This is a genomic window from Microvirga sp. HS2, from assembly GCF_055792805.1.
Genome location: NZ_JBVVAJ010000003.1, coordinates 46278 through 68230, shown reverse-complemented (window position 1 = coordinate 68230; position 21953 = coordinate 46278). Strand labels below are relative to the sequence as shown.

At 63.5% G+C, this 21953-nt stretch carries 17 protein-coding genes and 1 pseudogene; 10 read left to right on the top strand and 8 right to left on the bottom strand.

Going from position 1 to position 21953, the window contains the following annotated elements:
- Nucleotides 1–6 precede the first annotated feature (6 nt).
- The 3 genes and pseudogenes from ACS5Q0_RS04150 to ACS5Q0_RS04140 form a co-directional block, all read left to right on the top strand.
- Complete coding sequence (locus ACS5Q0_RS04150; RefSeq protein ID WP_473125333.1) at nucleotides 7–1317, top strand: Hsp70 family protein; 1311 nt, start codon at nucleotides 7–9, stop codon at nucleotides 1315–1317.
- A 100-nt stretch (nucleotides 1318–1417) separates the two neighbouring features.
- Nucleotides 1418–4180, top strand: a complete 2763-nt coding sequence (gene ppc / locus ACS5Q0_RS04145; protein ID WP_473125499.1) for a phosphoenolpyruvate carboxylase — start codon at nucleotides 1418–1420, stop codon at nucleotides 4178–4180.
- Nucleotides 4181–4286: 106 nt separating this feature from the next.
- Nucleotides 4287–4454, top strand: a pseudogene (locus ACS5Q0_RS04140) (plasmid stabilization protein); the annotation flags it as partial.
- A gap of 71 nt (nucleotides 4455–4525) precedes the next feature.
- Here ACS5Q0_RS04140 and ACS5Q0_RS04135 read toward each other — a convergent pair.
- The gene (locus ACS5Q0_RS04135; RefSeq protein ID WP_473125332.1) at nucleotides 4526–5464 is read right to left on the bottom strand and encodes a DUF817 domain-containing protein; all 939 of its coding nucleotides are present in this window, start codon (nucleotides 5462–5464) and stop codon (nucleotides 4526–4528) included.
- A gap of 130 nt (nucleotides 5465–5594) precedes the next feature.
- Here ACS5Q0_RS04135 and ACS5Q0_RS04130 point away from each other — a divergent pair, with 130 nt between their 5' ends.
- Both ACS5Q0_RS04130 and ACS5Q0_RS04125 read left to right on the top strand, forming a co-directional pair.
- The gene (locus tag ACS5Q0_RS04130) at nucleotides 5595–6509 is read left to right on the top strand and encodes a dihydrodipicolinate synthase family protein (protein ID WP_473125331.1); all 915 of its coding nucleotides are present in this window, start codon (nucleotides 5595–5597) and stop codon (nucleotides 6507–6509) included.
- 18 nt (nucleotides 6510–6527) lie between these two features.
- Nucleotides 6528–7307: an SDR family oxidoreductase gene (locus tag ACS5Q0_RS04125; RefSeq protein ID WP_473125330.1), complete on the top strand. Its 780-nt coding sequence runs from the start codon at nucleotides 6528–6530 to the stop codon at nucleotides 7305–7307.
- A 58-nt stretch (nucleotides 7308–7365) separates the two neighbouring features.
- On the opposite strand, the gene chrA is transcribed toward ACS5Q0_RS04125, so the two are convergent.
- Genes chrA through ACS5Q0_RS04110 form a run of 3 tightly spaced genes read right to left on the bottom strand, consistent with a single transcriptional unit; the run spans nucleotide 7366 to nucleotide 9798 of the window.
- Nucleotides 7366–8712 carry a chromate efflux transporter gene (gene chrA, locus ACS5Q0_RS04120; RefSeq protein ID WP_473125498.1) on the bottom strand — a complete coding sequence of 449 codons (1347 nt, stop codon included), beginning with the start codon at nucleotides 8710–8712 and terminating at the stop codon, nucleotides 7366–7368.
- A 34-nt stretch (nucleotides 8713–8746) separates the two neighbouring features.
- Nucleotides 8747–9526, bottom strand: a complete 780-nt coding sequence (locus ACS5Q0_RS04115) for an LOG family protein (protein WP_473125329.1) — start codon at nucleotides 9524–9526, stop codon at nucleotides 8747–8749.
- Between the two features lie 53 nt (nucleotides 9527–9579).
- The gene (locus tag ACS5Q0_RS04110) at nucleotides 9580–9798 is read right to left on the bottom strand and encodes a hypothetical protein (protein WP_473125328.1); all 219 of its coding nucleotides are present in this window, start codon (nucleotides 9796–9798) and stop codon (nucleotides 9580–9582) included.
- Nucleotides 9799–9988: 190 nt separating this feature from the next.
- On the opposite strand from ACS5Q0_RS04110, the gene ACS5Q0_RS04105 reads away from it, so the two are divergent.
- Complete coding sequence (locus ACS5Q0_RS04105) at nucleotides 9989–11167, top strand: fumarylacetoacetate hydrolase family protein (RefSeq protein WP_473125327.1); 1179 nt, start codon at nucleotides 9989–9991, stop codon at nucleotides 11165–11167.
- Between the two features lie 338 nt (nucleotides 11168–11505).
- A complete protein-coding gene (locus ACS5Q0_RS04100; RefSeq protein WP_473125326.1) occupies nucleotides 11506–12276 on the top strand; it encodes a hypothetical protein in 771 nt (256 codons plus the stop codon).
- A gap of 37 nt (nucleotides 12277–12313) precedes the next feature.
- Here the strand turns inward: ACS5Q0_RS04100 and ACS5Q0_RS04095 are convergent, their stop codons facing one another.
- Nucleotides 12314–13171 carry a transglycosylase SLT domain-containing protein gene (locus tag ACS5Q0_RS04095; protein ID WP_473125325.1) on the bottom strand — a complete coding sequence of 286 codons (858 nt, stop codon included), beginning with the start codon at nucleotides 13169–13171 and terminating at the stop codon, nucleotides 12314–12316.
- A 253-nt stretch (nucleotides 13172–13424) separates the two neighbouring features.
- Between ACS5Q0_RS04095 and ACS5Q0_RS04090 the strand changes: the two genes are divergently transcribed.
- Nucleotides 13425–13724, top strand: a complete 300-nt coding sequence (locus ACS5Q0_RS04090) for an HlyU family transcriptional regulator (RefSeq protein ID WP_473125324.1) — start codon at nucleotides 13425–13427, stop codon at nucleotides 13722–13724.
- 154 nt (nucleotides 13725–13878) lie between these two features.
- The gene (locus ACS5Q0_RS04085) at nucleotides 13879–15615 is read left to right on the top strand and encodes a catalase (RefSeq protein WP_473125323.1); all 1737 of its coding nucleotides are present in this window, start codon (nucleotides 13879–13881) and stop codon (nucleotides 15613–15615) included.
- Between the two features lie 37 nt (nucleotides 15616–15652).
- Here the strand turns inward: ACS5Q0_RS04085 and ACS5Q0_RS04080 are convergent, their stop codons facing one another.
- From ACS5Q0_RS04080 to ACS5Q0_RS04070, 3 genes are read right to left on the bottom strand one after another with little or no spacing between them, the layout of a single operon-like run.
- Complete coding sequence (locus ACS5Q0_RS04080; protein ID WP_473125322.1) at nucleotides 15653–16516, bottom strand: YihY/virulence factor BrkB family protein; 864 nt, start codon at nucleotides 16514–16516, stop codon at nucleotides 15653–15655.
- A gap of 57 nt (nucleotides 16517–16573) precedes the next feature.
- The gene (locus ACS5Q0_RS04075; RefSeq protein ID WP_473125321.1) at nucleotides 16574–18364 is read right to left on the bottom strand and encodes a hypothetical protein; all 1791 of its coding nucleotides are present in this window, start codon (nucleotides 18362–18364) and stop codon (nucleotides 16574–16576) included.
- Between the two features lie 25 nt (nucleotides 18365–18389).
- Nucleotides 18390–19451, bottom strand: a complete 1062-nt coding sequence (locus ACS5Q0_RS04070) for an NAD(P)-dependent alcohol dehydrogenase (protein WP_473125320.1) — start codon at nucleotides 19449–19451, stop codon at nucleotides 18390–18392.
- A 544-nt stretch (nucleotides 19452–19995) separates the two neighbouring features.
- Between ACS5Q0_RS04070 and ACS5Q0_RS04065 the strand changes: the two genes are divergently transcribed.
- The gene (locus ACS5Q0_RS04065) at nucleotides 19996–21942 is read left to right on the top strand and encodes a PrkA family serine protein kinase (RefSeq protein ID WP_473125319.1); all 1947 of its coding nucleotides are present in this window, start codon (nucleotides 19996–19998) and stop codon (nucleotides 21940–21942) included.
- Nucleotides 21943–21953: the final 11 nt, after the last annotated feature.

The window sequence follows — 21953 nt, the reverse complement described above, 5'->3', positions numbered from 1 at the left end:
TCCGCCATGTCCGCTGTCCAAGATCTTTCCATCGGCATCGACTTCGGAACCAGCAATACCGTCGTGGCGGTCGCCGATTCGCACGGGCATGTGGAGGCGATCACCTTCGATCACGGCGGCGAGACCCTGAAAGTCTATGTCACGGCCCTCTGTTTCTGGGACGAGCGCCACGGCAACGGGCTCAAGACCCAGGTCGAGGGCGGGCCCTGGGCCATCGAGCAGTTCCTCGAGGGGCTCGATCCGCACCGTTTCATCCAGTCGTTCAAGACCTTCGCGGCGAGCGCGACCTTTCAGGAAACCCGGATCTTCCGTGACCGCTATCGCTTCGAGGATCTTCTGAGCACGTTCCTGCGCACGCTCGTGCGCCATGGCGGATCGCGGCTGGACTGGGGCGCGCGCAACGTGGTGATCGGCCGGCCGGTGCAGTTCGCCGGCTACAATCCGGACGACGATCTCGCCATGCAGCGCTACCGCGCGGCGTTCGGCAAGCTCGGGGCCGATCATGCGCGCTATGTCTACGAGCCTGTCGGCGCCGCCTTCTTCTATGCGCGCGGGCTCGATCGCGATTCCACCGTGCTGGTGGCGGATTTCGGCGGTGGCACCAGCGACTTCTCGGTGATGCGGTTCTCCCGCGCGAGCGGCGTGCTTCGCGCGGAGCCGCTCGGCCATTCGGGCATCGGCATCGCCGGCGATGCTTTCGACTACCGCATCGTCGATCACGTCGTCTCGCCCCGGCTCGGCAAGGGCGGGCTCTATCGGTCCATGGGAAAGACTCTGTCGATTCCCAATCACTACTACGCCAATTTCGCGCGCTGGAACCAGCTCGCCATGATGAAAGGCAGCGGGGATCTGAAGGAGCTGCGCGAACTGGCGAAAGTGGCGCTCGAGCCCGAGCCGCTGGAGAAATTCATCGACATCATCGAATACGACCTGGGCTTTGCGCTCTACCGCGCCGTGTCCGCCGCGAAAGTGGCGCTGTCGAACGGGGAGGAGACGGAGTTCCGCTTCAAGGCCGAGGGCGTGGACATCGAGGCGACGATCACCCGCGCGGATTTCGAGGAATGGATCATGGACGACGTGAAGCGGATCGCGGCGACGGTCGACGAAGCGATCGCCCGATCCGGCATTTCGGCAACCGAGGTCGACAGGGTGTTTCTGACCGGGGGAACCTCCTTCGTCCCCGCGATCCGCCGCCTCTTCGCGGAGCGCTTCGGCGAGGAGCGGCTGGCGTCGGCGGACCAGTTCGAGTCGATCGCCTATGGTCTGGCGCTGATCGGACAGAGCGACGATCCGGGCCGCTGGGCGGTCGGCACGTAAGATTGCTCTTGCGGCCGGCGGCGGCGAGGAGTCTACTTCGCGGTGCAGCATGAAGACCTGACCAGGGAGCCGCGCCGTGTCCCTCATCAATCCCGACGTCATGCCTGAGAAGGATTTCCCGCTCCGCGACGATATCCGGCTCCTGGGCCGCCTTTTGGGTGATACGATCCGGCAGCAGGAGGGCGAGGCGGTTTTCGAGATTGTCGAGCGGATCCGCCAGACCTCGATCCGCTTCCACCGAGATGAGGACGAAGCCGCGCGCCAGGAACTGGAAACAATCCTGGACAGCCTCTCGCGGGGGCGCACCAACCAGATCATCCGCGCCTACACTTATTTCTCGCATCTGGCGAACATCGCGGAGGACCAGCACCACGTGCGCCGCTCCCGCGCGCACGCCGTGGCGGGAGCCCATGCCATGGCCGCGCCGGAGCCGCGCGAGGGCACGCTCGCCCGCGCCCTGAAGCTCGCCCGGGAGGCTGGAATCAGCCAGGAAACGCTGCAGGCCTTCTTCGCCTCCGCCCTCATCGTTCCGGTCCTGACCGCGCATCCGACGGAAGTGCGCCGCAAGAGCACCATCGACCGGGAAATGGAGATCTCCCAGGTTCTCGCGCAGCGCGACCGCTATGCGCTCACGCCGGAGGAGGAGGCAGCGTCGGAGGAGGCTCTCCGCCGCGCCGTTCTCACCCTGTGGCAGACGAGCATCCTGCGGCGCAACCGCCTGAAGGTGATCGACGAGGTCGTGAATGGCCTCGCGTATTACGATTATACCTTCTTCAAGGAGCTGCCGCGGGTTTACGCCTCGCTGGAAGACCAGCTCGCGGCCATGGATCCCAAATGGCAGAGCATGGAGATCCCGTCCTTCCTGCGCATGGGAAGCTGGATCGGCGGCGACCGCGACGGAAATCCGTTCGTCACGGCCGATGCGCTCGAACAGGCGCTGCGCCTGCAGAGCAAGCATGCCCTCGGATTCTATCTGGAGGAGCTGCATTGTCTCGGCGCGGAGCTGTCGCTCGACGAGCATTACGTGAATGCGTCCGAACAGGTTCATGAATTGGCGAAGGCCTCGCCCGATCAGTCTCCGCACCGGCAGAGCGAGCCCTATCGCAAGGCCATCACAGGCATGTATGCGCGTCTGGCCGCGACGGCCGCCGGGTTCGGCCATGCGGATATCGCGCGGCACGCCGTGGGCGATGCGCCGGCCTATGAAAGCGTCGAGGCGTTTTCAGGGGACCTCTCGATTCTGCACCGCTCGCTGATGTCGAACGGTTCGGGCACTCTCGCACGAGGCCGCCTGCGCCGCCTGCGCCGTGCGGTCGATGTGTTCGGCTTCCATCTCGCAAGCCTGGACCTGCGCCAGAACGCCGACGTGCATCAGCGCGTGGTGGGTGAGCTCTTCGAGAAGGCCGTTCCGGGCACGGCCTATGAAACGCTGGCCGAGCAGCAGCGGGTCGATCTGCTGCTGGAAGAACTCAGGACACCTCGGTTGCTGACGTCTCCTTACCTGGAATACTCGCCGGAGACAGCGTCGGAACTCGCCATCACCCGTGAAGCGGCAAAGGCGCACCGGCGCTACGGGAAGGCTGCGGTTCCCAATTACGTAATCTCGAAGGCCAGCGACCCGTCCGACGTGCTGGAGGTTGCTCTCCTGCTGAAGGAGGCAGGTCTTCTTCGCCCGCACGAAGGCGACATGGCGGTGAACGTCATTCCGCTCTTCGAAACCATCGCGGACCTGCGCAATTGCAGCCGCGTCATGAACGACCTCTTCATGCTGCCCGACTACATGCGCCTCCTGCGCAGCCGCGGGCAGGTGCAGGAGGTCATGCTCGGCTATTCCGACAGCAACAAGGATGGCGGCTATCTCACCTCGGGCTGGGAGCTCTACAAGGCAGAGACCGAACTGGTCGCCGTTTTCGAGCGCCATGGCGTCCGCCTGCGCCTGTTCCACGGGCGCGGCGGCTCCGTCGGCCGCGGCGGAGGGCCGAGCTACCAGGCCATTCTCGCGCAGCCGGGCGGAGCCGTGCAGGGCTCCATCCGCATCACCGAGCAGGGTGAAGTCATCGCGGGCAAATACTCGAACCCCGATCTCGGACGGCGCAACCTGGAGATTTTTGCCGCAGCCACGTTGGAGGCATCTCTGCTGCATTCGGGCCAATCCGCGCCGCGCAACGAGTATCTCGGCGCCATGGAGGAACTTTCCGAGAGCGCCTACGAGGCCTATCGCGCTCTCGTCTACGGGACCGAAGGTTTCGAGCGCTATTTCTGGGAATCCACGGTGATCGGCGAGATCGCCCATCTCAACATCGGCAGCCGCCCGGCTTCGCGCACGAACTCCCGGCGGATCGAGGACCTGCGCGCCATTCCCTGGGTGTTCGGATGGGCGCAGTGCCGTCTCATGCTGCCGGGCTGGTACGGTTTCGGCTCCGCCGTCAATGCTTTCGTCGAGAAGCATCCCGAGACCGGGCTCGCACTGCTGCAGGAGATGTACCGCGAGTGGCCGTTCTTCCAGGCGCTGCTGTCGAACATGGACATGGTGCTCGCCAAGAGCAACATCGCCATCGCGTCGCGCTACGCGAAGCTGGTGGCGGACGAGGCCCTGCGCCAGGCCATCTTTCCCCGTCTCCGGCACGAATGGGAGGATTCCATCAGGACGCTGCTCGCCATCATGGGACAGCAAGCGCTCCTTGACGGAAATCCGCTGCTCGCCCGTTCCATCCGCAATCGCTTTCCCTATCTCGATCCGTTGAACCATCTTCAGATCGAGCTGTTGAAGCGTCACCGTTCAGGGGATGCGGACGATGAGGTGGTCGAGGGTCTTCATCTCTCCATCAACGGAATCGCCGCGGGCCTGCGCAACAGCGGCTGACCGGCGCACCCCGGAACCCACTTGTCGCACGCGGGGTTGAAACAACGAAGCGTCGCCTGCTTTCGGGCAGGCGACAGCCGAGTGTTTTGACTCACAGGAGAACACCATGTCCCGTGGCGACAAGTCGGCTTACACCGACAAGCAGAAGCGCAAGGCCGAGCATATCGAGGAATCCTACGAAAGCCGGGGCACCCCGGAAAAGGAAGCGGAGCGGCGCGCCTGGGCGACCGTCAACAAGCAGGCCGGCGGCGGCAAGAAAAGCGGTTCCGGCCGGCATTGATAGAGTGGCCGCCGAAGGACCTGCCCTCGGGTCGTCGACGCGAGGCGAGCGCCTTCGGCGTGCCGTCAGGCCTGGGCGGGACTGGGATCCGCGACAGGCCTCTTTCCCTTCGGTTCCGGAGTGTATGGTTGCGGCCGGTTCAGAGCTGCGATCATCACGTATGAGATGATCATCAGCAGGAACCAGGCGCCCAGCTTGGTGAACGGCACCATCGACCATCCCTTCATCTGATGCGGGTAAAGCCACGCACCGGTGATGGTGCCGATATTCTCCGCAAGCCAGATGAAGAGCGAAACCAGCACGAAGCCGAGCAGCAGCGGCATCCGGCGGTGGACGCGCCATACCTTGAAATAGACCGTCGTGCGCCCGAACAGCAGAGCCGTGAAGGCGAACAGCACGAGCCGGAAATCCGTCGTAAAATGGTGAGCGAAGAAATTGAGATAGATGCCGATGGACAGGATAATCGTTGCCCAGACGGTTGGATGATGGGCGAAGCGGAAGTCGAACAGCCTCCACACCCGAGCGAGATAGCTGCCGACAGCCGCGTACATGAAGCCTGCGAAGAGCGGGGCTCCGCCAATTCTCAGAAAGCTCGCTTCGGGATAGGCCCAGGAGCCTACCGAGGTTTTGAAGATCTCCATGGCTGTGCCGACCACATGAAAGAGCAGGATGACCCTGGCCTCTTCCGTGGTTTCGAGGCGCGCCGCAATCAAACCCGCCTGGATCAGGATGGCCATGACGAACAGCGCATCATAGCGGGGGATCGGTGATGCTGCCGGATACCAGAGCTTCGTGGCGATCAGCAGAGCGACCATGAGGCCGCCGAACAGGCACGCCCACCCCTGCTTGATGCCGAAACGGAGGAATTCGAAGAGTCCGGATATCCACGGGCCCTTGCTCTCCGCTGATCGTGCGAGGCTTTCTTCGGCCGCGATGAAGCGGGCCGTGAAGGGCCAGAGCTTGGCGGAGCTCCGGCGAGAGATCTCAGTTTTATGTAACGTCATATCATGCTTGTGGCATGATCTTTTCCGCCTGCCAAGTCTGGGCCCGTCAGGTCTGAGATGGTCTTGCCCCTGGAGATACCCCGCGAGGCCGTGTAAGGAGGGGGCTCGTTGACCTTCCAGGGAGGAAGCCTTGCTCACGAGTTCCGCCGCCGGCGTTTATGTCATCTGTCCCACCCCCTTCGAAAGCGACGGTCGCCTCGATACGGCCTCGACCGATCGCATGGTCGAAGCCTATCTCGAAGCCGGTGCAACGGGTCTCACGATTCTCGGCATCATGGGCGAGGCACCGAAGCTCACTGCCGACGAGTCGCAAGCTTTCGTGCGCCAGGTCATGAAGGCCGTCGCAGGGCGCGTTCCCGTGATCGTCGGCGTCTCGGCCGCGGGCTTTGCCGCCATGTCGGCCTTGTCCGGCAACGCGATGGATGCGGGCGCGGCCGGCGTGATGATCGCGCCGCCTTCGACGCTCAGGACCGACGATCAGATCGTCTCCTATTATGCCGATGCGGCGGAAGCCATCGGAACGGACGTGCCTTTCGTGCTTCAGGATTACCCGCTCACCACCAACGTGGTGATGACGCCCAAGGTGATCATGCGCATCATCGAGCAGAACCCCTCCTGCGTCATGCTCAAGCACGAGGATTGGCCGGGTCTCGACAAGATCACGACGCTGCGCCGCGCGAGCGATGCGGGCGATGTGCGCCGCGTCTCAATTCTCTGCGGAAACGGCGGCCTGTTCCTTCCCTTCGAGATGGAACGCGGCGCCGACGGCGCCATGACGGGCTATGCTTATCCCGAGATGCTGGTGGGCGTCGTCAACCTCATCAATCAGGGCCGGCGCAAGGAAGCGCACGATCTGTTCGACCGCCACCTGCCGCTGGTGCGCTACGAGACGCAGCCGGGCGTGGGCCTCGCCGTCCGCAAATATGTGCTCAAGAAGCGCGGCATCATCGCCCATGACACGTTGCGCAAGCCCGGACCGAAGCTGAGTCCGGAAACCGTTTCCGAAATCGACTGGCTGATGCAGCGCATCGAGCGCTCGGAATAAGCAGGGAGCCTCACACAGATGAAGACAGGATTGGAAGGAAAGCGCGCGCTGGTGCTCGGCGCCAGCAAGGGCCTGGGCTTCGGCATCGCTCAAGGGCTTGCCGAGGAGGGCGTCCGCGTCGCCATCGCGAGCCGCACCATGGACGGCTCGAAAGCGGCTGCCGACAAGATCGGCCGCGGCGTCGTGCCGTTCGTCTGCGATACGGGCAAGGTCGATCAGGTCGATGCCCTTGCGAAGGACGTGACGGACGCCTTCGGCGGCGTCGACATTCTCGTGCTCAACAGCGGCGGTCCGCCTCCCGGCAAGGCGCAGGGCGTCTCGTCCGACCAGTGGCGGCAATCGTTCGAGGGCATGTTCGTCAACCTCGTGCGCATCACGGATCACCTGCTGCCCGGCATGATCGAGCGCAAGTTCGGGCGCATCATCTCGGTGATCTCGTCCGGCGTCATCCAGCCGATTCCGAACCTCGCGATCTCGAACGCCATCCGCCCGGCCCTCGTCGGCTGGGGCAAGACGCTGTCGAGCGAGGTGGCCTCCTCGGGCGTGACGGTCAACGCGATCGCGCCGGGACGGATCGCGACGGACCGCCTGAAGCAGCTCGACGCCGCCAATGCGGAGCGCACGGGACGTTCCGTCGAGGACGTCGCCGCCGCCGCGCGCGGAGGCATTCCGGCGGGACGCTATGGCACGATCGAGGAGTTCGCGGCCGCGGCGGTGTTCCTCGCCAGCGAGCAGGCCTCCTTCATGACAGGCTCGATCCTGCGCGTGGACGGCGGACAGATCTCGTCCGTGACCTGATGTCGTTAAAGGGGGAGGGACATGGATATGTCTCTCCCTCATGCCTTGCGGACTGCGATCAGCCGATCACTCCCGCCGCGTAGAGGGCAATGCCCGCCGCCGATGTCGTCGCCAGGGTCGGCAACATCCCGATCTTGAAGCGGAACATCATCAGGACGGCTGCGGCCGACAGCAGAAGCGCCCAGAGATCGGCGCTCGCCCAGACCGGCATGTCGAGGCTGATCGGTCCCCAGGCGACATGATGAACCTCGCGGAAAATCGTGTGGATGCCGAACCAGACCGCCAGGTTCACGATGACGCCGACAACCGCCGCCGTGATGGCGGAAAGCGCTCCGCTCAAGCCTCTGTTGCCCCGCAGCGCCTCGATGTAGGGCGCACCGAGAAAGATCCACAGGAAGCAGGGCGTGAACGTCACCCAGGTGGTCAGAAGCCCTCCCAGCGTACCGGCCACGAGCGGATGGAGCGCCCCCGGGTCGCGGAAGGCTGCCATGAAGCCTACGAATTGCAGCACCATGATGAGCGGTCCGGGCGTCGTCTCGGCCATGCCGAGCCCGTCCAGCATCTCGCCGGGCTTCAGCCAGCCGTAGGTTTCGACGGCCTGCTGCGCCACGTAGGCCAGCGCCGCATAGGCGCCGCCGAAGGTGACCATCGCCATCTTGGAGAAGAACAGGGCGATCTGGCTGAAGACGTTTCCAGGGCCGAGCACGAGCAGGAGCAGGCCAACCGGCACCAGCCAGAGTCCAAGCCAAAGCGCCGCGACGCGGATGCTGCGCCTGATGTTCGGGTGAGCATGAGCAGGGATGTCCCTGCCGAGGAGATCGTCGGATTCTCCCTCGGTGCCGGTGGACGGAACGAAGTGAGGAAGTCCGAGTTTCGCGCCCGCGAAGCCGATCAAGGCGGCAGACAGGATGATCGCCGGGAAGGGGATCCTCAGGAAGAAGATCCCCACGAAGGCCGCCGCCGCAAGGGCGATCATGGCGTTGTTCCTCAGCGCGCGCCTGCCGATCCGCATCACGGCTTCGAGGACGACGGCGAGCACGGCGGCCTTCAGGCCGAAGAACAGGGCGGCGACGAATCCGGCATGGCCATAGAGCGCATAGATCCAGCTCAACCCCATGATCGCGATCACGCCGGGCAGGATGAACAGGCCGCCGGCCATGATGCCGCCCCGCGTCCGATGCATCAGCCAGCCCACATAGGTGGCGAGCTGCTGCGCCTCCGGCCCCGGCAGGAGCATGCAGTAATTGAGCGCGTGCAGGAAGCGCTCCTCGGAGATCCAGCGCTTCTCCTCGACGAGGATGCGATGCATCACCGCGATCTGCCCCGCAGGCCCGCCGAAGCTCAGGGCCGCGACGCGCAGCCAGACGCGGAAGGCTTCACGGGTGGACACATCGTGCCGGAGGATTGGCCGGGGTGAGCCCTCCGCAGGGCCCGCATCCCTACCCAAGATGCTCCTCCTGGGTGGGAACGACCAGGCCATTCTCCACCAGGGCCTTCCACGTGCCTTCGGCATTGTCGGCGAAATTCACGAGCTTGCGATCGTCTGCATTGACCATCCCGTGTTCGAGCAGGGCATCGAACTTGACGACAGACTGCCAGTATTCCTTGTCGAACAGGACTATCGGCAGGGGGGCCACCTTGCCGGTCTGACGGAGGGTGAGGATCTCGAACAGCTCGTCCAGGGTGCCGAACCCGCCCGGGAACACCACGAGCGCATTGGCGCGCATCGCCAGGTGCATCTTGCGCATGGCGAAGTAGTGGAAGCGGAAGGTGAGATCGGGCGTCGAATAGGGGTTGGGCGCCTGCTCGTGGGGCAGGGTGATGTTGAAGCCGATGGAAGGAGCGCCCGCCTCGAAGGCGCCGCGATTGGCAGCCTCCATGATGCCGGGGCCTCCGCCGGTCGCGATGACGTTGTCGCGGATGCCGCCGTTCACGGTCAGTGCGCCGCCCCGCTGCGAGGCGATCGCCCCGAAGGCGCGGGCCTCCTCGTACCAGTACGGATGCCGTCCCGGCCCGTCCTCGCGAACGCGCGCGCTTCCGAACACGACGATGGTGGAGCGCACCCCCCAGATCCGCAGGCTCTCCTCGGCCTTGGCATATTCCAGCTGGAAGCGGACGCCCCGCATGGAATCCCCCAGCAGGAAATCCTGGTCGAGGGCCGCCAAGCGGTAGGAAGGAGAATCGAGATGGGCCGCGTTGGAAGGCCTTCTGGTGTCCATCGGCAGGAGCTCCTGTGAGTCTGGACCGCAGAAAGCACATCCTCGCGCCGCCGTTAAGAGCCCAACGGCCCCGTTGGAATTTCCTGGGGACCGGAGGGCGGAACGCCGATGGGTTCGCTCGGGCTGGGAGTTTCGCTCGGCGTGTCGGGCGGGACGCCCAGAGGTTCTCCGGGGCTCGGGAGGCCGGCGGGGCCGGGATCCGGGTGAACCGGCTGAGGGGCCGGACTCGGCACGTCCGGCTGCGGCGGCGTCGGGTTGGGCGTGTCTGACATGGCCGGGCTTCCTTCTATGGCAAGGCTCCGGTTCCGAACGGAAGACAAACGGCCTTTGTTCCGAACCGCGCCGCGCCCGGGCATTCGCCTATTTGTCCGTAGGCTCCACCGCCACGCTCGCTATACTTACCGACCGGAAGGGCGAAGCGGCCCTTTGGACGATCGAAGGGAGCGCCTGCCTGTGAAACGCATGTCTTCAATCAACGCCACGGACATCCTGCCTGCCGACGGATATCGGGGAGCGCTCGCCGGCCGCGTTTGGCGGCCGGGGCTCGGCCCCTGTGTGGCGGCCATCCGGGAGGAGGGCGTGTTCGACATCTCCGCAACCTGCGCCACCATGAGCGAATTGGCCGCCATGGACGATCCGGCGCGGACGCTGAGGACGGCCCGGGGCGAGAGGATCGCCTCCATCGAGGAGCTCGTGGCCAATACGCCCTCCGACAGCCGTGACATGTCGAAGCCATGGCTGCTGGCGCCGATCGACCTTCAGGTGATCAAGGCCGCCGGGGTCACGTTCGCGGTGTCGATGCTGGAGCGCGTCATCGAGGAGCGGGCCCGGGGGGACGCGAGCGCCGCCGCCGCCATCCGGGCGGAGGTGTTGCGCCTGGTCGGGGACGATCTCAGCCGCCTGAAGCCGGGATCGTCCGAGGCGATGGCCTTGAAGGACGTGCTCGTCGCCCAGGGAGCCTGGAGCCAGTATCTCGAAGTGGGCATCGGGCCCGATGCGGAGGTGTTCACCAAGGCGCCGACCCTGTCGGCCGTCGGCGCATTCATGGATGCGGGCCTGCACCCGAAATCCACCTGGAACAATCCTGAACCGGAAGTGGTGATCGTGGTCACGGCCGACGGCAGGATCGTTGGGGCGAGCCTGGGCAACGATGTGAACCTGCGCGACTTCGAGGGCCGGTCCGCATTGCTCCTGTCGAAGGCCAAGGACAACAATGCCTCCTGTGCCTTGGGGCCGTTCGTCCGTTTCTTCGACGAAACCTTCTCCCTCGACGACGTGCGCAGCACGACCGTGACGCTCACCGTCGAAGGCGAGGACGGGTTCAAACTCGAAGGCTCGTCGTCGATCACGAAGATCAGCCGGGATCCCGAGGATCTCGTCGCGCAGACGCTGGGCCCGCATCATCAGTATCCGGACGGTTTCGTGCTGTTTCTCGGCACCATGTTCGCGCCGACGCAGGATCGTGACGACGCCGGCATGGGGTTCACGCACAAGACCGGCGATATCGTCACGATCGCAGCGCCGAAACTCGGCGCGCTCGTGAACCGGATGAGGCCGAGTTCGGAATGCGAGCCGTGGACGTTCGGCCTGAGCGCTCTCATGCGCAATCTCGCGGAGCGCAATCTGTTGAAGTCGCAATGAATTGTTCTGGAGATGCGCGCGTTCACGACCGCGCATCTCTTTAAGCATCGTCCATTTTAATATTTAAAATAACGTTACTTGAAAAATTAACTCCATTTGCAGGTCCCGAAGCGGCTTTCTCCCTAATTCCATTGAAGTTTGCCTTGTGAACGCCATCATAAGCGACCACGAGAGTTGCCGATCCGAAGGGTTCGCCTTACGCCGTATGGATGTTGTTGCGTGTCAAGACATGCTTGCCGAGCATGCTTGATATGAATTGAAACTTCATTCTGTTGAATGTCGGTGTAGCGCGTTTTAAGGCCCGACGATGGATTGTGCATTGCATCAGAGAGCTAAAAATGGTTGCTTCTAGACGTTATCTTATTGCCTCGTCTCTTGCGCGCCTGATCAGAAAAGAGAGAGGCGGCAACCGCATCACCGAAGGCCACTTTCCGAACCAGGCCGACCGGAGCTCATTCGTGATCGTGGACGGCGACAAGGGGAGCCTCGTCCTCGTTCAGTCTGGGCCGAATGGTCCGGTCGAGGAGCGCACCGACGTGCCGCGCGCCCACGCCGAGGCGCTGCTCGATGTGACGCCGGGAAAGATCGACTATCTTCTGACGCATCTGGCCGTCGGCACCCGTGACGTTCAGATTGCCCGCTTCGTCACGCCGGGTCCGCTCGACATGATCTCCGTCTCGTTCGAAAGCGAGGAAGAGGCGCGGGACTTCCGCCCGTTGTCGTGGTTCGGCCCGGACATCACGTCGGATGCCGCCTACCAGAACCGCGCGATCGCCCTCAACGGTGCGCCGCAGGTGCCGGAAGTTCCGCTGAACAATGCGGCCCTCAACAGCCTTCTCGATACGCTCGAGAACCGCTACAGCGGCTCACGCTCCTATGCCCAGCAGCCGCAGGCGAGGCCTTCCGCCGAGGTCGAGATCGTTCAGACCGCTCCGGCTGCGGAGAGAGCGGCGCCGGCCGCGCAAGGCAGACTGCAGGCGCAGCAGACCGCATCCGCTTCGACCGATGTCGAGATTGCCGAGGACGAGAGCAACGATCTCAATCTCAGCATCGAGGACAATGTCATCCGCGAGTTGGCGCGCTCCCTGCGGCCTCAGCGGCGGTCGTAATTCGAAAAGCCCGGATCCTTCGATCCGGGCTTTTTCGTCAGCTCGGCAGAACGATGCAGCTTCCGCCGAGTGAACGGATCTTCTGGCACAGATCCTCCGCATCCTTACGGGTCTCGGCCGGCGCGCGGACGCGATAGAATGTTCGTGTCCCCCGATAGCGCAGCCTCGTTCCGATGATCATGGGCCGCGTATCCTTCAGCACGGACGCATAGGCCGTGCTGGCTCGCCGGTATGTGGAGAGGGCCTGATCCTTAGAAAAGTTGCCTGCCAGCTGAACGCCCCAGGGCGCGAAGGGGGCCTCGACGGCACTGGCATTGCCGCGTCCAGGCTGGCGAAGTACCGCGACGATCTGCCGGCAGCTCTCCGGCTCCGGGTCGTTCCCGCGCGGGTCCTGCGGGTCCTGGCTCTTCTTCAGGTCCTCCGCCCATGCCTCCGCGCTGCGTCCCGTGATCGAGGCGACATAGTTTCTCGTCTCGGCCGGCAGTTCCCCGCGTCCTTCGAGCCATGACGAAACCCGGGCGGGGCCGCCATTATAGGCGGCGGCCGCAAGTCCCAGATTGCCGAAGCGCCCCGAGAGCTCGGCGATCAGCTCGGCGGCTTTGGGGATTGCCTGCTCGGGATCGAACGGGTCTGTTAGTCCCCGATCCCTCGCGGTCCCCGGCATGAACTGCGCCACGCCCTGGGCTCCGGCAGAGCTCACCACGCCCGTGCGGAACGAGCTTTCCTGCCAGATGAGTTTGGTCAGAAAATCCTGCGGCAGATCCTGCTGTCGCGCCGCTCCTTCGATGAGGCGGCACAAGGCCTGCTCGACGCTCTCCCCGGAGCTGAATGGCGCCGCCGAAGCCGCTTCGCAGAGAGCGAGAACCCCGCAGAGTGGCAGCAGCCAGACGCGCATGTCACATCCTGTGAAAAGAAACGTGCCGTGAAATGAACTGGCAACCGCAGACGATCGAACCTTGAAAGATAGGCGATCGTTCGCGAGGCCAAGAGGACGCCGATCGACGTGATCGGTGATACGAGGGCATCCTGGCATGGAACCCCGTCAGCCCTGATCCGGGACTTGCGATTGCATGCGACAGGCTTGACCCTTAAAACCTCCCCAGGGCCATGCTGGCTCGAACGAATCAGAACTCCGCGTCGGTGATGTCATGGCCTCGTTTTTGAAAGATCTCTGGACCCGCCTTTCAGGGGCAAGCGACCGTGAAGACACGCGCGAGGTCACGGCCGAGGCCGTGGAGTACAAGGGCTTTCGCATCCGGCCTGCGCCCTATCCCTCGAAGGGACAATATCAGACCGCTGGAGTCATCGAGAAGGATTCCGAGGCTGGCGTGAAAGAGCATCGCTTCGTACGGGCCGAAACTCATCCGAGCAAGGATGACGCGGTCGCCTTCGCCATTGTCAAAGGCAAGCAGATCATCGACGAGCAGGGTGAGCGCATCTTTGATTGAGAGAGATTGTTTCAATTCTCTCTCGTCTATTTCCTTTCGTGCTGTCTGCATCAAGTAACCCCTTTCGCTGCATCTGAACGAGGCCGCATACCCGCGGTGGCGCCGATTGTTGGAACGGCGCCGACCATCGGCCGCATCAGCAAGGGAGCACCAGATGGCCAACAGCCCTAAAGACCCCAAATCCGGCAAGTCCCCAGCAACGAAAGGCCCGGATCAGGTTCTGACGAACCGGCAGGGGCATCCGATCGCCAACAATCAATCGCAGCGCACGGTCGGCTCGCGTGGCCCGGCGACGCTGGAAAATTACCAGTTTCTTGAAAAGATCACCCATTTCGACCGCGAGCGTATTCCGGAGCGCGTGGTCCATGCGCGCGGCTTCGTCTGCTACGGAGAGTTCGAGGCGACCGGCAAGATCGGCGACGAACCCGCATCCAAATTCACGCGGGCCAAGCTGTTCCAGCAGGCCGGCAAGAAGACGCCGCTTGCCATCCGCTTCTCGACCGTGATCGGCGGCCGTGACTCCTCGGAAGTGGCGCGTGACCCGCGCGGCTTCGCGGTAAAGTTCTACACGGAAGACGGCAACTGGGATCTCGTCGGAAACAACTTGGCTGTTTTCTTCATTCGTGACGCCATCAAGTTTCCGGACGTCATTCATTCGCTCAAGCCGGATCCGGTCACGTTCCGCCAGGAGCCGAACCGCATTTTCGACTTCATGAGCCAGACGCCGGAATCCATGCACATGCTGACGCATCTGTTCAGCCCGCGCGGGATCCCGGCGAGCTACCGGCACATGGAGGGCTTCGGCGTCAACACCTACAAGATGGTCAATGCGCAGGGCGGAACGGTGCTCGTGAAGTACCATTTCCATCCGCGCTGCGGCCTGGCGAGCCTGACCGCCGAGGAAGCCGCCAAGGTTCAGGCCCAGGACCTCGGCTCCGCTTCGAAGGACCTCTATGAGGCCATCGAACGCGGCGAGCATCCGCAATGGGACATGTATGTGCAGATCATGGAGGATCATGATCATCCGGAACTCGACTGGGATCCGCTGGACGACACCAAGGTCTGGCCGGAGAAGGATTTTCCGCTCCGCCATATCGGCGTGATGACGCTCAACCGCAACGTTCAGGATCATTTCAACGAGAACGAGCAGATCGCCATGGGGACGGGCGTGCTCGTCGATGGCCTCGATTTCTCGGACGACAAGATGCTCGTCGGGCGCACTTTTTCCTACTCGGATACGCAGCGCTATCGCGTCGGCACCAACTATCTGCAACTGCCCGTGAACCAGGCCAAGAACGCCAAGGTCGCCACGAACCTGAACGGCGGCCAGATGTCCTATGGCCGCGATCTCGCGCCGGGGCAGAACCCGCATGTGAATTACGAGCCGTCCATTCACGACGGCCTCCACGAGTCGCCTCGGGAGGAGCCGAACAATCCTCCCGAGATCCGCGGACGCCTCACCCGCAGCGTGATCGAGCGGCGAAACGACTATCTTCACGCGCGCGGGCGCTACTGCACCATGATGGACTGGGAGCGCGACGATCTGGTGCTCAACATGGGCACGCTGCTCGGCCAGTGCGAGCGCGACGTGCAGGAGCGCATGGTGTGGCACCTGTTCATGGTTCACGACGATTACGGCCGCCGGGTCGGCGACATGCTGGGCATCACGGCCGATCATGTCAAACAAATGCCGCCGTTGGCGAAACAAGTCCTCACGGAGGATGAAAAGCGCAGGCTCCAGAACCTGGGCAAGAACGGCGACAAGATCGACCCGACCGTCTGGGGCCAGTGGACGAGTTCCGTGAAGAACTACAAGGCCTCCGCCGCTGAGGTCCTGGGCGGCATGCGCAACGTGCCGACCGAGCCCGCGACCCGCCAGGCCGCGGAGTAGCGAAGCGACGAGCGGGCCGGTTCGCCGGCCCGCTCCTTCATGTCCCGTTTCCGTTGCCGGCGCTTTGGCTTCCATGCCTCTCGGCATACACCTTCGTGAATTCCGCGCCGAAGAGCAGGATGAGGGACGAGTAGTAAATCCAGAGCAGGATCGTGATCAGGGAAGCCGCCGCGCCATAGCTCGAGGCGATGTTGCTCTTGCCGAGATAATACCCGATCAGGAACTTGCCGAAGGTGAAGAGAAGGGCCGTCACGAGGGAGCCGGTCCAGACGTCGTTCCAGGTGATGTCCACGTTCGGCAGCAGCTTGAAGATCATGGCGAAGAGCAGAGTGGCGATCACGAAGGCGACGAGGCTGTTGAGAAAGCGCAGGATCGCCGTCGCGCCCGAGAAGCTCGGTTCGATATAGGCGCTGACGGCGGACAGCCCGGCGTCGATGACCAGGGAGACGAGGAGCAGAAAGCCGATCCCCAGGACGAGGGCGAAGCTGATGAGGCGCGTCCGCAGGAAGCTGAGGAGACCGAAGCTGCTCGGCGACTTCGCCTTCCAGATGATGTTCAGATCGTCCTGCAGCTCGATCACCGCGCCCGTGACGAGCACGAGAAACGTGACGATCCCAATGGCCGTGCCGATGATGCCGGAGCCCACGTTGCTGGCGCTGGCGATCATGGTTTCCAGGGTGGAGGCCTCCGTCGTTCCGATCATCCCGCCGAGTTCGGAGACGATGGCGCCCTGCGCGGCCTCGCGGCCGAAGGCCAAGCCCGCCACGGCAATGGCTGCGAGCAGGATCGGCGCGAGGGAGAACACGGTGAAGAACGCGATCGAAGCCCCAAGGCTCATGGCGCGATCGTTCCACCATCCCTCGAACGCGGCCCTGATCAGCCGCCCTGTTTCGGAAAGCATGCCTGCCCGTCTTCTGCCGCCGATACCGGCGGATACGTGTGTCGGTCGCCTTGGCTGTTAACCGGCAGGAACCTTGTCTTGTTCCTCGCCGAAGCCGAGCCGGTCGGGACGATTGAGACAGGCCTGCAGCAATCCTGCATAACGCTGGGCAGCGCCGCGCAGGCGGGCCTCTTCTTCGCTGCCCCTCAGCGCATCCGCCGCCATGGCATGAGCGCCGAGTTGGAAGGCGAGGTAGCAGGGAAGCATGAACGAGAGCAGCGCAAGGGAGACGGGAAGGCCGCTTTCCCGCTGAACCAGGCCGCAAAGATGCCGCGTGTCGGGATCCGGCAGGTCGAATTCGACGGCGGCTGCGGCAATGTCCCAGGTGATGTCCTGGCAACCGACAAGATCGTGCGTCGCGCAATGGTCGAGCGCGTCGGTCTTGATCGGTCGATCGCCGGTCAGAAGCCACTCCCAGGGGAGCATCCGGTTGTCGGTCGAGACCCGGTTCATCGCGCCCGACAGGAGATCGATGTCCAGAAGAACGCCCTCCAGAGCCCGTGCGGCGGTTTCTCCCAGGGCTTGCTCCGCGTTGTGGAGCGCCATGGTGCGAAGCTCGGCCAGCGAGGCGCCTTCATGCGGCTGCGCGGGACAATGCCGGGCCCGAAAGCCGAGATACGCGCCGATCCGTTTCACTAGTTCGGCCCGGGCGATCGGATGCCGGTCGAGGGACGATGCGTCGCCGTGCCAGCGTTCGACGAGGAAGCCGTGGCAATAGCCTGCGACGTCCGGCGTGAAGCCGGCCTGATGAAGCTGCCGGGCCGCCGCATGTTTCCTCAGGCCGTTCTCGCCGAGGCCCGCGAATTTGACCAGCCAGGTTGCGCGCTCGGTCCGGGCCAGGAATTTTCTTCGCTCCTGCTGAAGATTCGCCGCGGGCCAGAGGGTATGATCCGGGTATCGCAGCATCCGCCATGCGCCGCCCGAAATGTCCTCCAGGTCTCCCGTCAGCGGCCCGACGATGCTTTCGACCCAATCCCTGAGACGGTTCGGCGAGCCGCAGAGAAGCTCGTCCATGCCGACCACATGCCGTGACGCGCGATCCCAGCGCTCGCGATGATCGGCACCGGCCCGCGGCCCCGGCGGCCCCGGATGGCTCGGAAAGAAATGGATGCGCTCGCGGGCGACCCCGGCGTCCTCCAGCCAGTCCGCCACCGCGCCGAAGGAGCTGCCGGAGAGGCCGGGGCCTTCATCGACGACCGCGAAGGAGGCGTCCGGATCCTCCCTCAACATCGCCGTCACCCGGGGATCGACGTTGACCTCCCGGTGAAACGGATGCCCGACAGGGCGCACGGTGAAGGGAGGGCGGGCTCCAAGAGTCGTCGCGACGAGCGCGGCCAGGCCGGCGCCGATGCTGCGAATGCCGATGACCCGCGTCCGGGGACCGAGGCCCGAGCGGGCTGCAGCTTCCACATAGCTCTCCGGATACAGGGCGTAGAACGCGTAGCCTTCCGCCTGCTTGGTCCGGATCGCCAGGTCGGGATCGAAGCTCAGCAGCTTATCCCTGAAGACGTCCGGCAGGGCGGCCTGCGAATAGCCGCTCTGCCAGGATTGCGCGACGCTGCGCGCCACGAGGGACAGGCATTCGACGCCCCTGACATGAACGGGCGAAAGTGCGTCGAACCCGCGCGCACGAAAATCGTCATCGAGAATGGCCTGGATCAGCTCGCTCGTGCCGATGAAGGCGGAGACCAGCGCCGCGTGCCGTTCGCTCCCGGGCGGCAGCGTATTCAGCCGGTCGAGATGGGCCTCGATGGCCGTTTGCTTGTCGCGCACCGTCCCGGTGCATTCCACATCGCCATAGACCAACATAGGGGCTGACCGGGTGCCGTTCCGACTAGGCCGCCTCCTGCTTCAATGAGGTCATGTCGATGACGAAGCGGTATTTGACGTCGCTCTTGAGCATGCGCTCGTAAGCCTGGTTGATGTACTGGATCGGGATCATCTCGATCTCCGATGTAATCCCGTGCTGGGCGCAGAAGTCGAGCATCTCCTGCGTCTCCGCGATGCCGCCGATCAGCGAGCCGGCGAGCTGGCGCCGCTTCATGATGAGGTTGAACACCGTGGTGGCCGGGTGTGGTTCTGCGGGGGCGCCGACCAGCACCATGGCCCCGTCGCGGGCCAGGAGCACGAGGTAGGAATCGAGGTCGTGAGGAGCCGCGACTGTATCGAGAATGAAGTCGAAGCTGTTGCGCTGGGCCGCCATGGCGTCCTTGTCTCTCGAGACGACGACTTCGTGCGCGCCGAGGGCCAGGGCATCCTCCCGCTTGTTGGGCGAGGTGGTGAAGAGCACCACGTGCGCGCCCATGGCGCGCGCGAGCTTGACGGCCATGTGGCCGAGGCCGCCGAGACCCACGACGCCGACCTTCTGGCCGGCCCGGACGCGCCAGCGGCGCAAGGGAGAATAGGTCGTGATTCCGGCGCACAGGAGAGGAGCGGCGGCGGCCGGGTCGAGACCTTCGGGAATGCGTAGGACGAAACTCTCGTCGACCACGATGACGTCGGAATATCCGCCATAGGTGTTGGCGCCGGTGTCCTGTTCCGGCCCGTTATAGGTGCCCGTGAAGCCGACCTCGCAATACTGCTCCAGTCCCTCGCGGCAGCTGCTGCAGGTGCGGCAGGAATCGACGATGCAGCCGACGCCGACGAGATCACCCACCTTGAATTTCTGAACGCCGCTTCCGACCTGGGTGACCCGGCCGACGATCTCGTGACCCGGCAGGCTGGGATAGAGCGTGCCGCCCCATTCGCCGCGAACCGTATGGAGATCGGAATGGCAGACGCCGCAATACAGGATATCGATCTGAACGTCGTGCTCCCGCGGCTCTCGCCGTTCGAAGCTGAAGGGGGCAAGCGGCGTCGTGGCGTCCTGGGCGGCGTAACCGAAAGCTTTGATCACGGGAAGCTCCGTTGCTGGAATGAGCGATGGAAGAAGCGACAGCGCGACAGGCCGCAATCTTCTGCTGCAGCAAACGATAGGTTAGACGGGAGTGGCGTCAATGAGCCGCCGCCATTCTCATTCGCTCTCGCGTCATCAAGCGCTAGACTTGATGTGAAGTTTCAATATAACATGAAAAAGTGAGCGGTTGGTTCTAGTATTTGCCGCTTCGCGATCTACCTCCATATCAAGAGGGTTTTTCATGCCGAGCGGACACTGGTGCCTTGAATCAGGCGGCAAAGCGGCACATCGGAATCCGGTGTTTGAGAAAAACTTTAACTTGCCGTGTCAGCATCAATCCGCGAGGCTGTGTGAGAAAGACGGCTCGCTATCGTCACGAGCGCTCCCTTGCAGATCCGAGCATCGTGATCATAACGCGCAAGCTGCTAGCGAAGAGGGGAAGCTGCCATAGGCACGTTCTGACGCATCCTCGCACCGTCCGGTCTGGGCAACCTTAGCGGTGCAGAATCGTTATCTCTGAGAGGGATCTGAATTCGGTGGCGCCATGCATCATTCCGACGACCTGTTCTCGAGTTTCCTGAAGTCCTACGAGAACCGCCGCGAGGCGGAATTGTCCCTTGCGGAATACCTGGAAGGGTGCCGCGACAATCCCATGATGTATGCCAGCGCTCCGGAGCGCATTCTGGCGGCGATCGGCGAGCCTGAACTCGTGGATACGTCCAAGGATGCGCGCCTCGGCCGCATTTTCATGAACCGAACGATCCGCGTTTATCCGGCCTTCTCCGAATTCTACGGCATGGAAGAAACGATCGAGATGATCGTGAGCTTCTTCCGGCATGCGGCTCAAGGGCTGGAGGAGCGCAAGCAGATCCTTTATCTCCTCGGCCCTGTGGGCGGAGGCAAATCCTCTCTCGCCGAGCGCCTCAAGGCGCTGATGGAGGTCCATCCGGTCTACGTGCTCAAGGCCGGCGACGAGATCAGTCCCGTCTTCGAGAGCCCGCTCGCGTTGTTCGATCCGGAGCAGATGGGGCCGGTCCTCGAAGAGCGCTACGGAATCCCGAGCCGGCGCCTGACCAATCTGCTGAGTCCCTGGGCGATCAAGCGGCTCGATGAATTCCGAGGGGACATCACGAAGTTCCGTGTCGTGAAGATCAATCCTTCACGCCTCCGCCAGATCGCGATCGCGAAAACCGAGCCGGGTGACGAAAACAATCAGGATATTTCCTCCCTCGTCGGCAAGGTTGATATCCGCAAGCTCGAGACCCACTCCCAAGCCGATCCGGATGCCTACAGCTATTCCGGCGGACTCAACCGCGCGAACCAGGGCGTTCTCGAATTCGTGGAGATGTTCAAGGCGCCGATCAAGATGCTTCATCCCCTCCTGACGGCGACGCAGGAAGGAAACTATGTCGGGACTGAGAATATCGGCTCCATTCCGTTCACCGGCATCATCCTGGCGCATTCCAACGAAGCGGAGTGGCAGAGCTTCAAGGCGAACAAGAACAACGAGGCGTTCATCGATCGCATTTACGTGATCAAGGTGCCCTACTGCCTGCGCGTCGCCGAGGAGCAGAAGATCTACGAGAAGCTGATCCGCGGCTCCGAACTCGCGGAGGCGCCGTGCGCGCCTGCCACGCTCGAGATGCTGGCGAGGTTCTCGGTTCTGTCACGGCTGCGCCCCCACGAGAACTCAAACTTCTATTCCAAGATGCGGGTCTATGATGGCGAGAGCTTGCGGGAAGTCGACCCGAGAGCCCGCAGCCTGCAGGAATACAAGGACGCCGCCGGCGTCGACGAGGGCATGGACGGGATTTCCACCCGCTTCGCCTTCAAGGTCCTAGCGGCCACCTTCAACCACGACACCATCGAGGTCGCGGCCGATCCGGTTCACCTCATGTACGTCCTCGAGCAATCGCTTCGCCGCGAGCAGCTCCCGCAGGATGTGGAAAGGCGCTACCTGGAATTCATCAAGGGTGAACTGGCGCCCCGCTACGCGGATTTCATCGGGCACGAGATTCAGAAGGCCTATCTGGAATCCTACCACGACTACGGCCAAAATCTCTTCGATCGTTATGTCTCCTACGCGGATGCCTGGATCGAGGATCAGGACTTCAAGGATCCGGACACGGGACAGCTCCTCAATCGTGAACTCCTCAACCAGGAGCTCACCAAGATCGAGAAACCGGCAGGAATCGCAAACCCGAAGGATTTCCGCAACGAGGTGGTGAAGTTCTCACTGCGGGCGCGGGCCAGCAACCACGGGCGCAACCCCTCCTGGACGAGCTACGAGAAGATCCGCGACGTCATCGAGCGGCGCATGTTCTCGCAAGTCGAGGAACTCCTGCCGGTCATCAGCTTCGGCTCGAAGAAAGACAGCGAGACCGAGAAGAAGCACGGCGAATTCGTGAAGCGGATGATGGAGCGTGGCTATACCGAGCGGCAGGTACGGCGCCTTGTGGAGTGGTACATGCGCGTGAAGCAGGCGGGCTGACAGAAAGCGGA

Bases quoted from the DNA above. Each gene is read 5' to 3' on its own strand.
- ACS5Q0_RS04105 (WP_473125327.1), top strand. From the start codon at position 9,989: ATGTCTTCAATCAACGCCACGGACATCCTGCCTGCCGACGGATATCGG.
- ACS5Q0_RS04090 (WP_473125324.1), top strand. From the start codon at position 13,425: ATGGCCTCGTTTTTGAAAGATCTCTGGACCCGCCTTTCAGGGGCAAGC.
- ACS5Q0_RS04065 (WP_473125319.1), top strand. From the start codon at position 19,996: ATGCATCATTCCGACGACCTGTTCTCGAGTTTCCTGAAGTCCTACGAG.
- ACS5Q0_RS04110 (WP_473125328.1), bottom strand. From the start codon at position 9,798: ATGTCAGACACGCCCAACCCGACGCCGCCGCAGCCGGACGTGCCGAGT.
- ACS5Q0_RS04080 (WP_473125322.1), bottom strand. From the start codon at position 16,516: ATGCTTTCCGAAACAGGGCGGCTGATCAGGGCCGCGTTCGAGGGATGG.
- ACS5Q0_RS04085 (WP_473125323.1), top strand. From the start codon at position 13,879: ATGGCCAACAGCCCTAAAGACCCCAAATCCGGCAAGTCCCCAGCAACG.
- ACS5Q0_RS04075 (WP_473125321.1), bottom strand. From the start codon at position 18,364: ATGTTGGTCTATGGCGATGTGGAATGCACCGGGACGGTGCGCGACAAG.
- ppc (WP_473125499.1), top strand. From the start codon at position 1,418: ATGCCTGAGAAGGATTTCCCGCTCCGCGACGATATCCGGCTCCTGGGC.
- ACS5Q0_RS04125 (WP_473125330.1), top strand. From the start codon at position 6,528: ATGAAGACAGGATTGGAAGGAAAGCGCGCGCTGGTGCTCGGCGCCAGC.
- ACS5Q0_RS04115 (WP_473125329.1), bottom strand. From the start codon at position 9,526: ATGGACACCAGAAGGCCTTCCAACGCGGCCCATCTCGATTCTCCTTCC.
- ACS5Q0_RS04150 (WP_473125333.1), top strand. From the start codon at position 7: ATGTCCGCTGTCCAAGATCTTTCCATCGGCATCGACTTCGGAACCAGC.
- ACS5Q0_RS04100 (WP_473125326.1), top strand. From the start codon at position 11,506: ATGGTTGCTTCTAGACGTTATCTTATTGCCTCGTCTCTTGCGCGCCTG.
- ACS5Q0_RS04095 (WP_473125325.1), bottom strand. From the start codon at position 13,171: ATGCGCGTCTGGCTGCTGCCACTCTGCGGGGTTCTCGCTCTCTGCGAA.
- ACS5Q0_RS04135 (WP_473125332.1), bottom strand. From the start codon at position 5,464: ATGACGTTACATAAAACTGAGATCTCTCGCCGGAGCTCCGCCAAGCTC.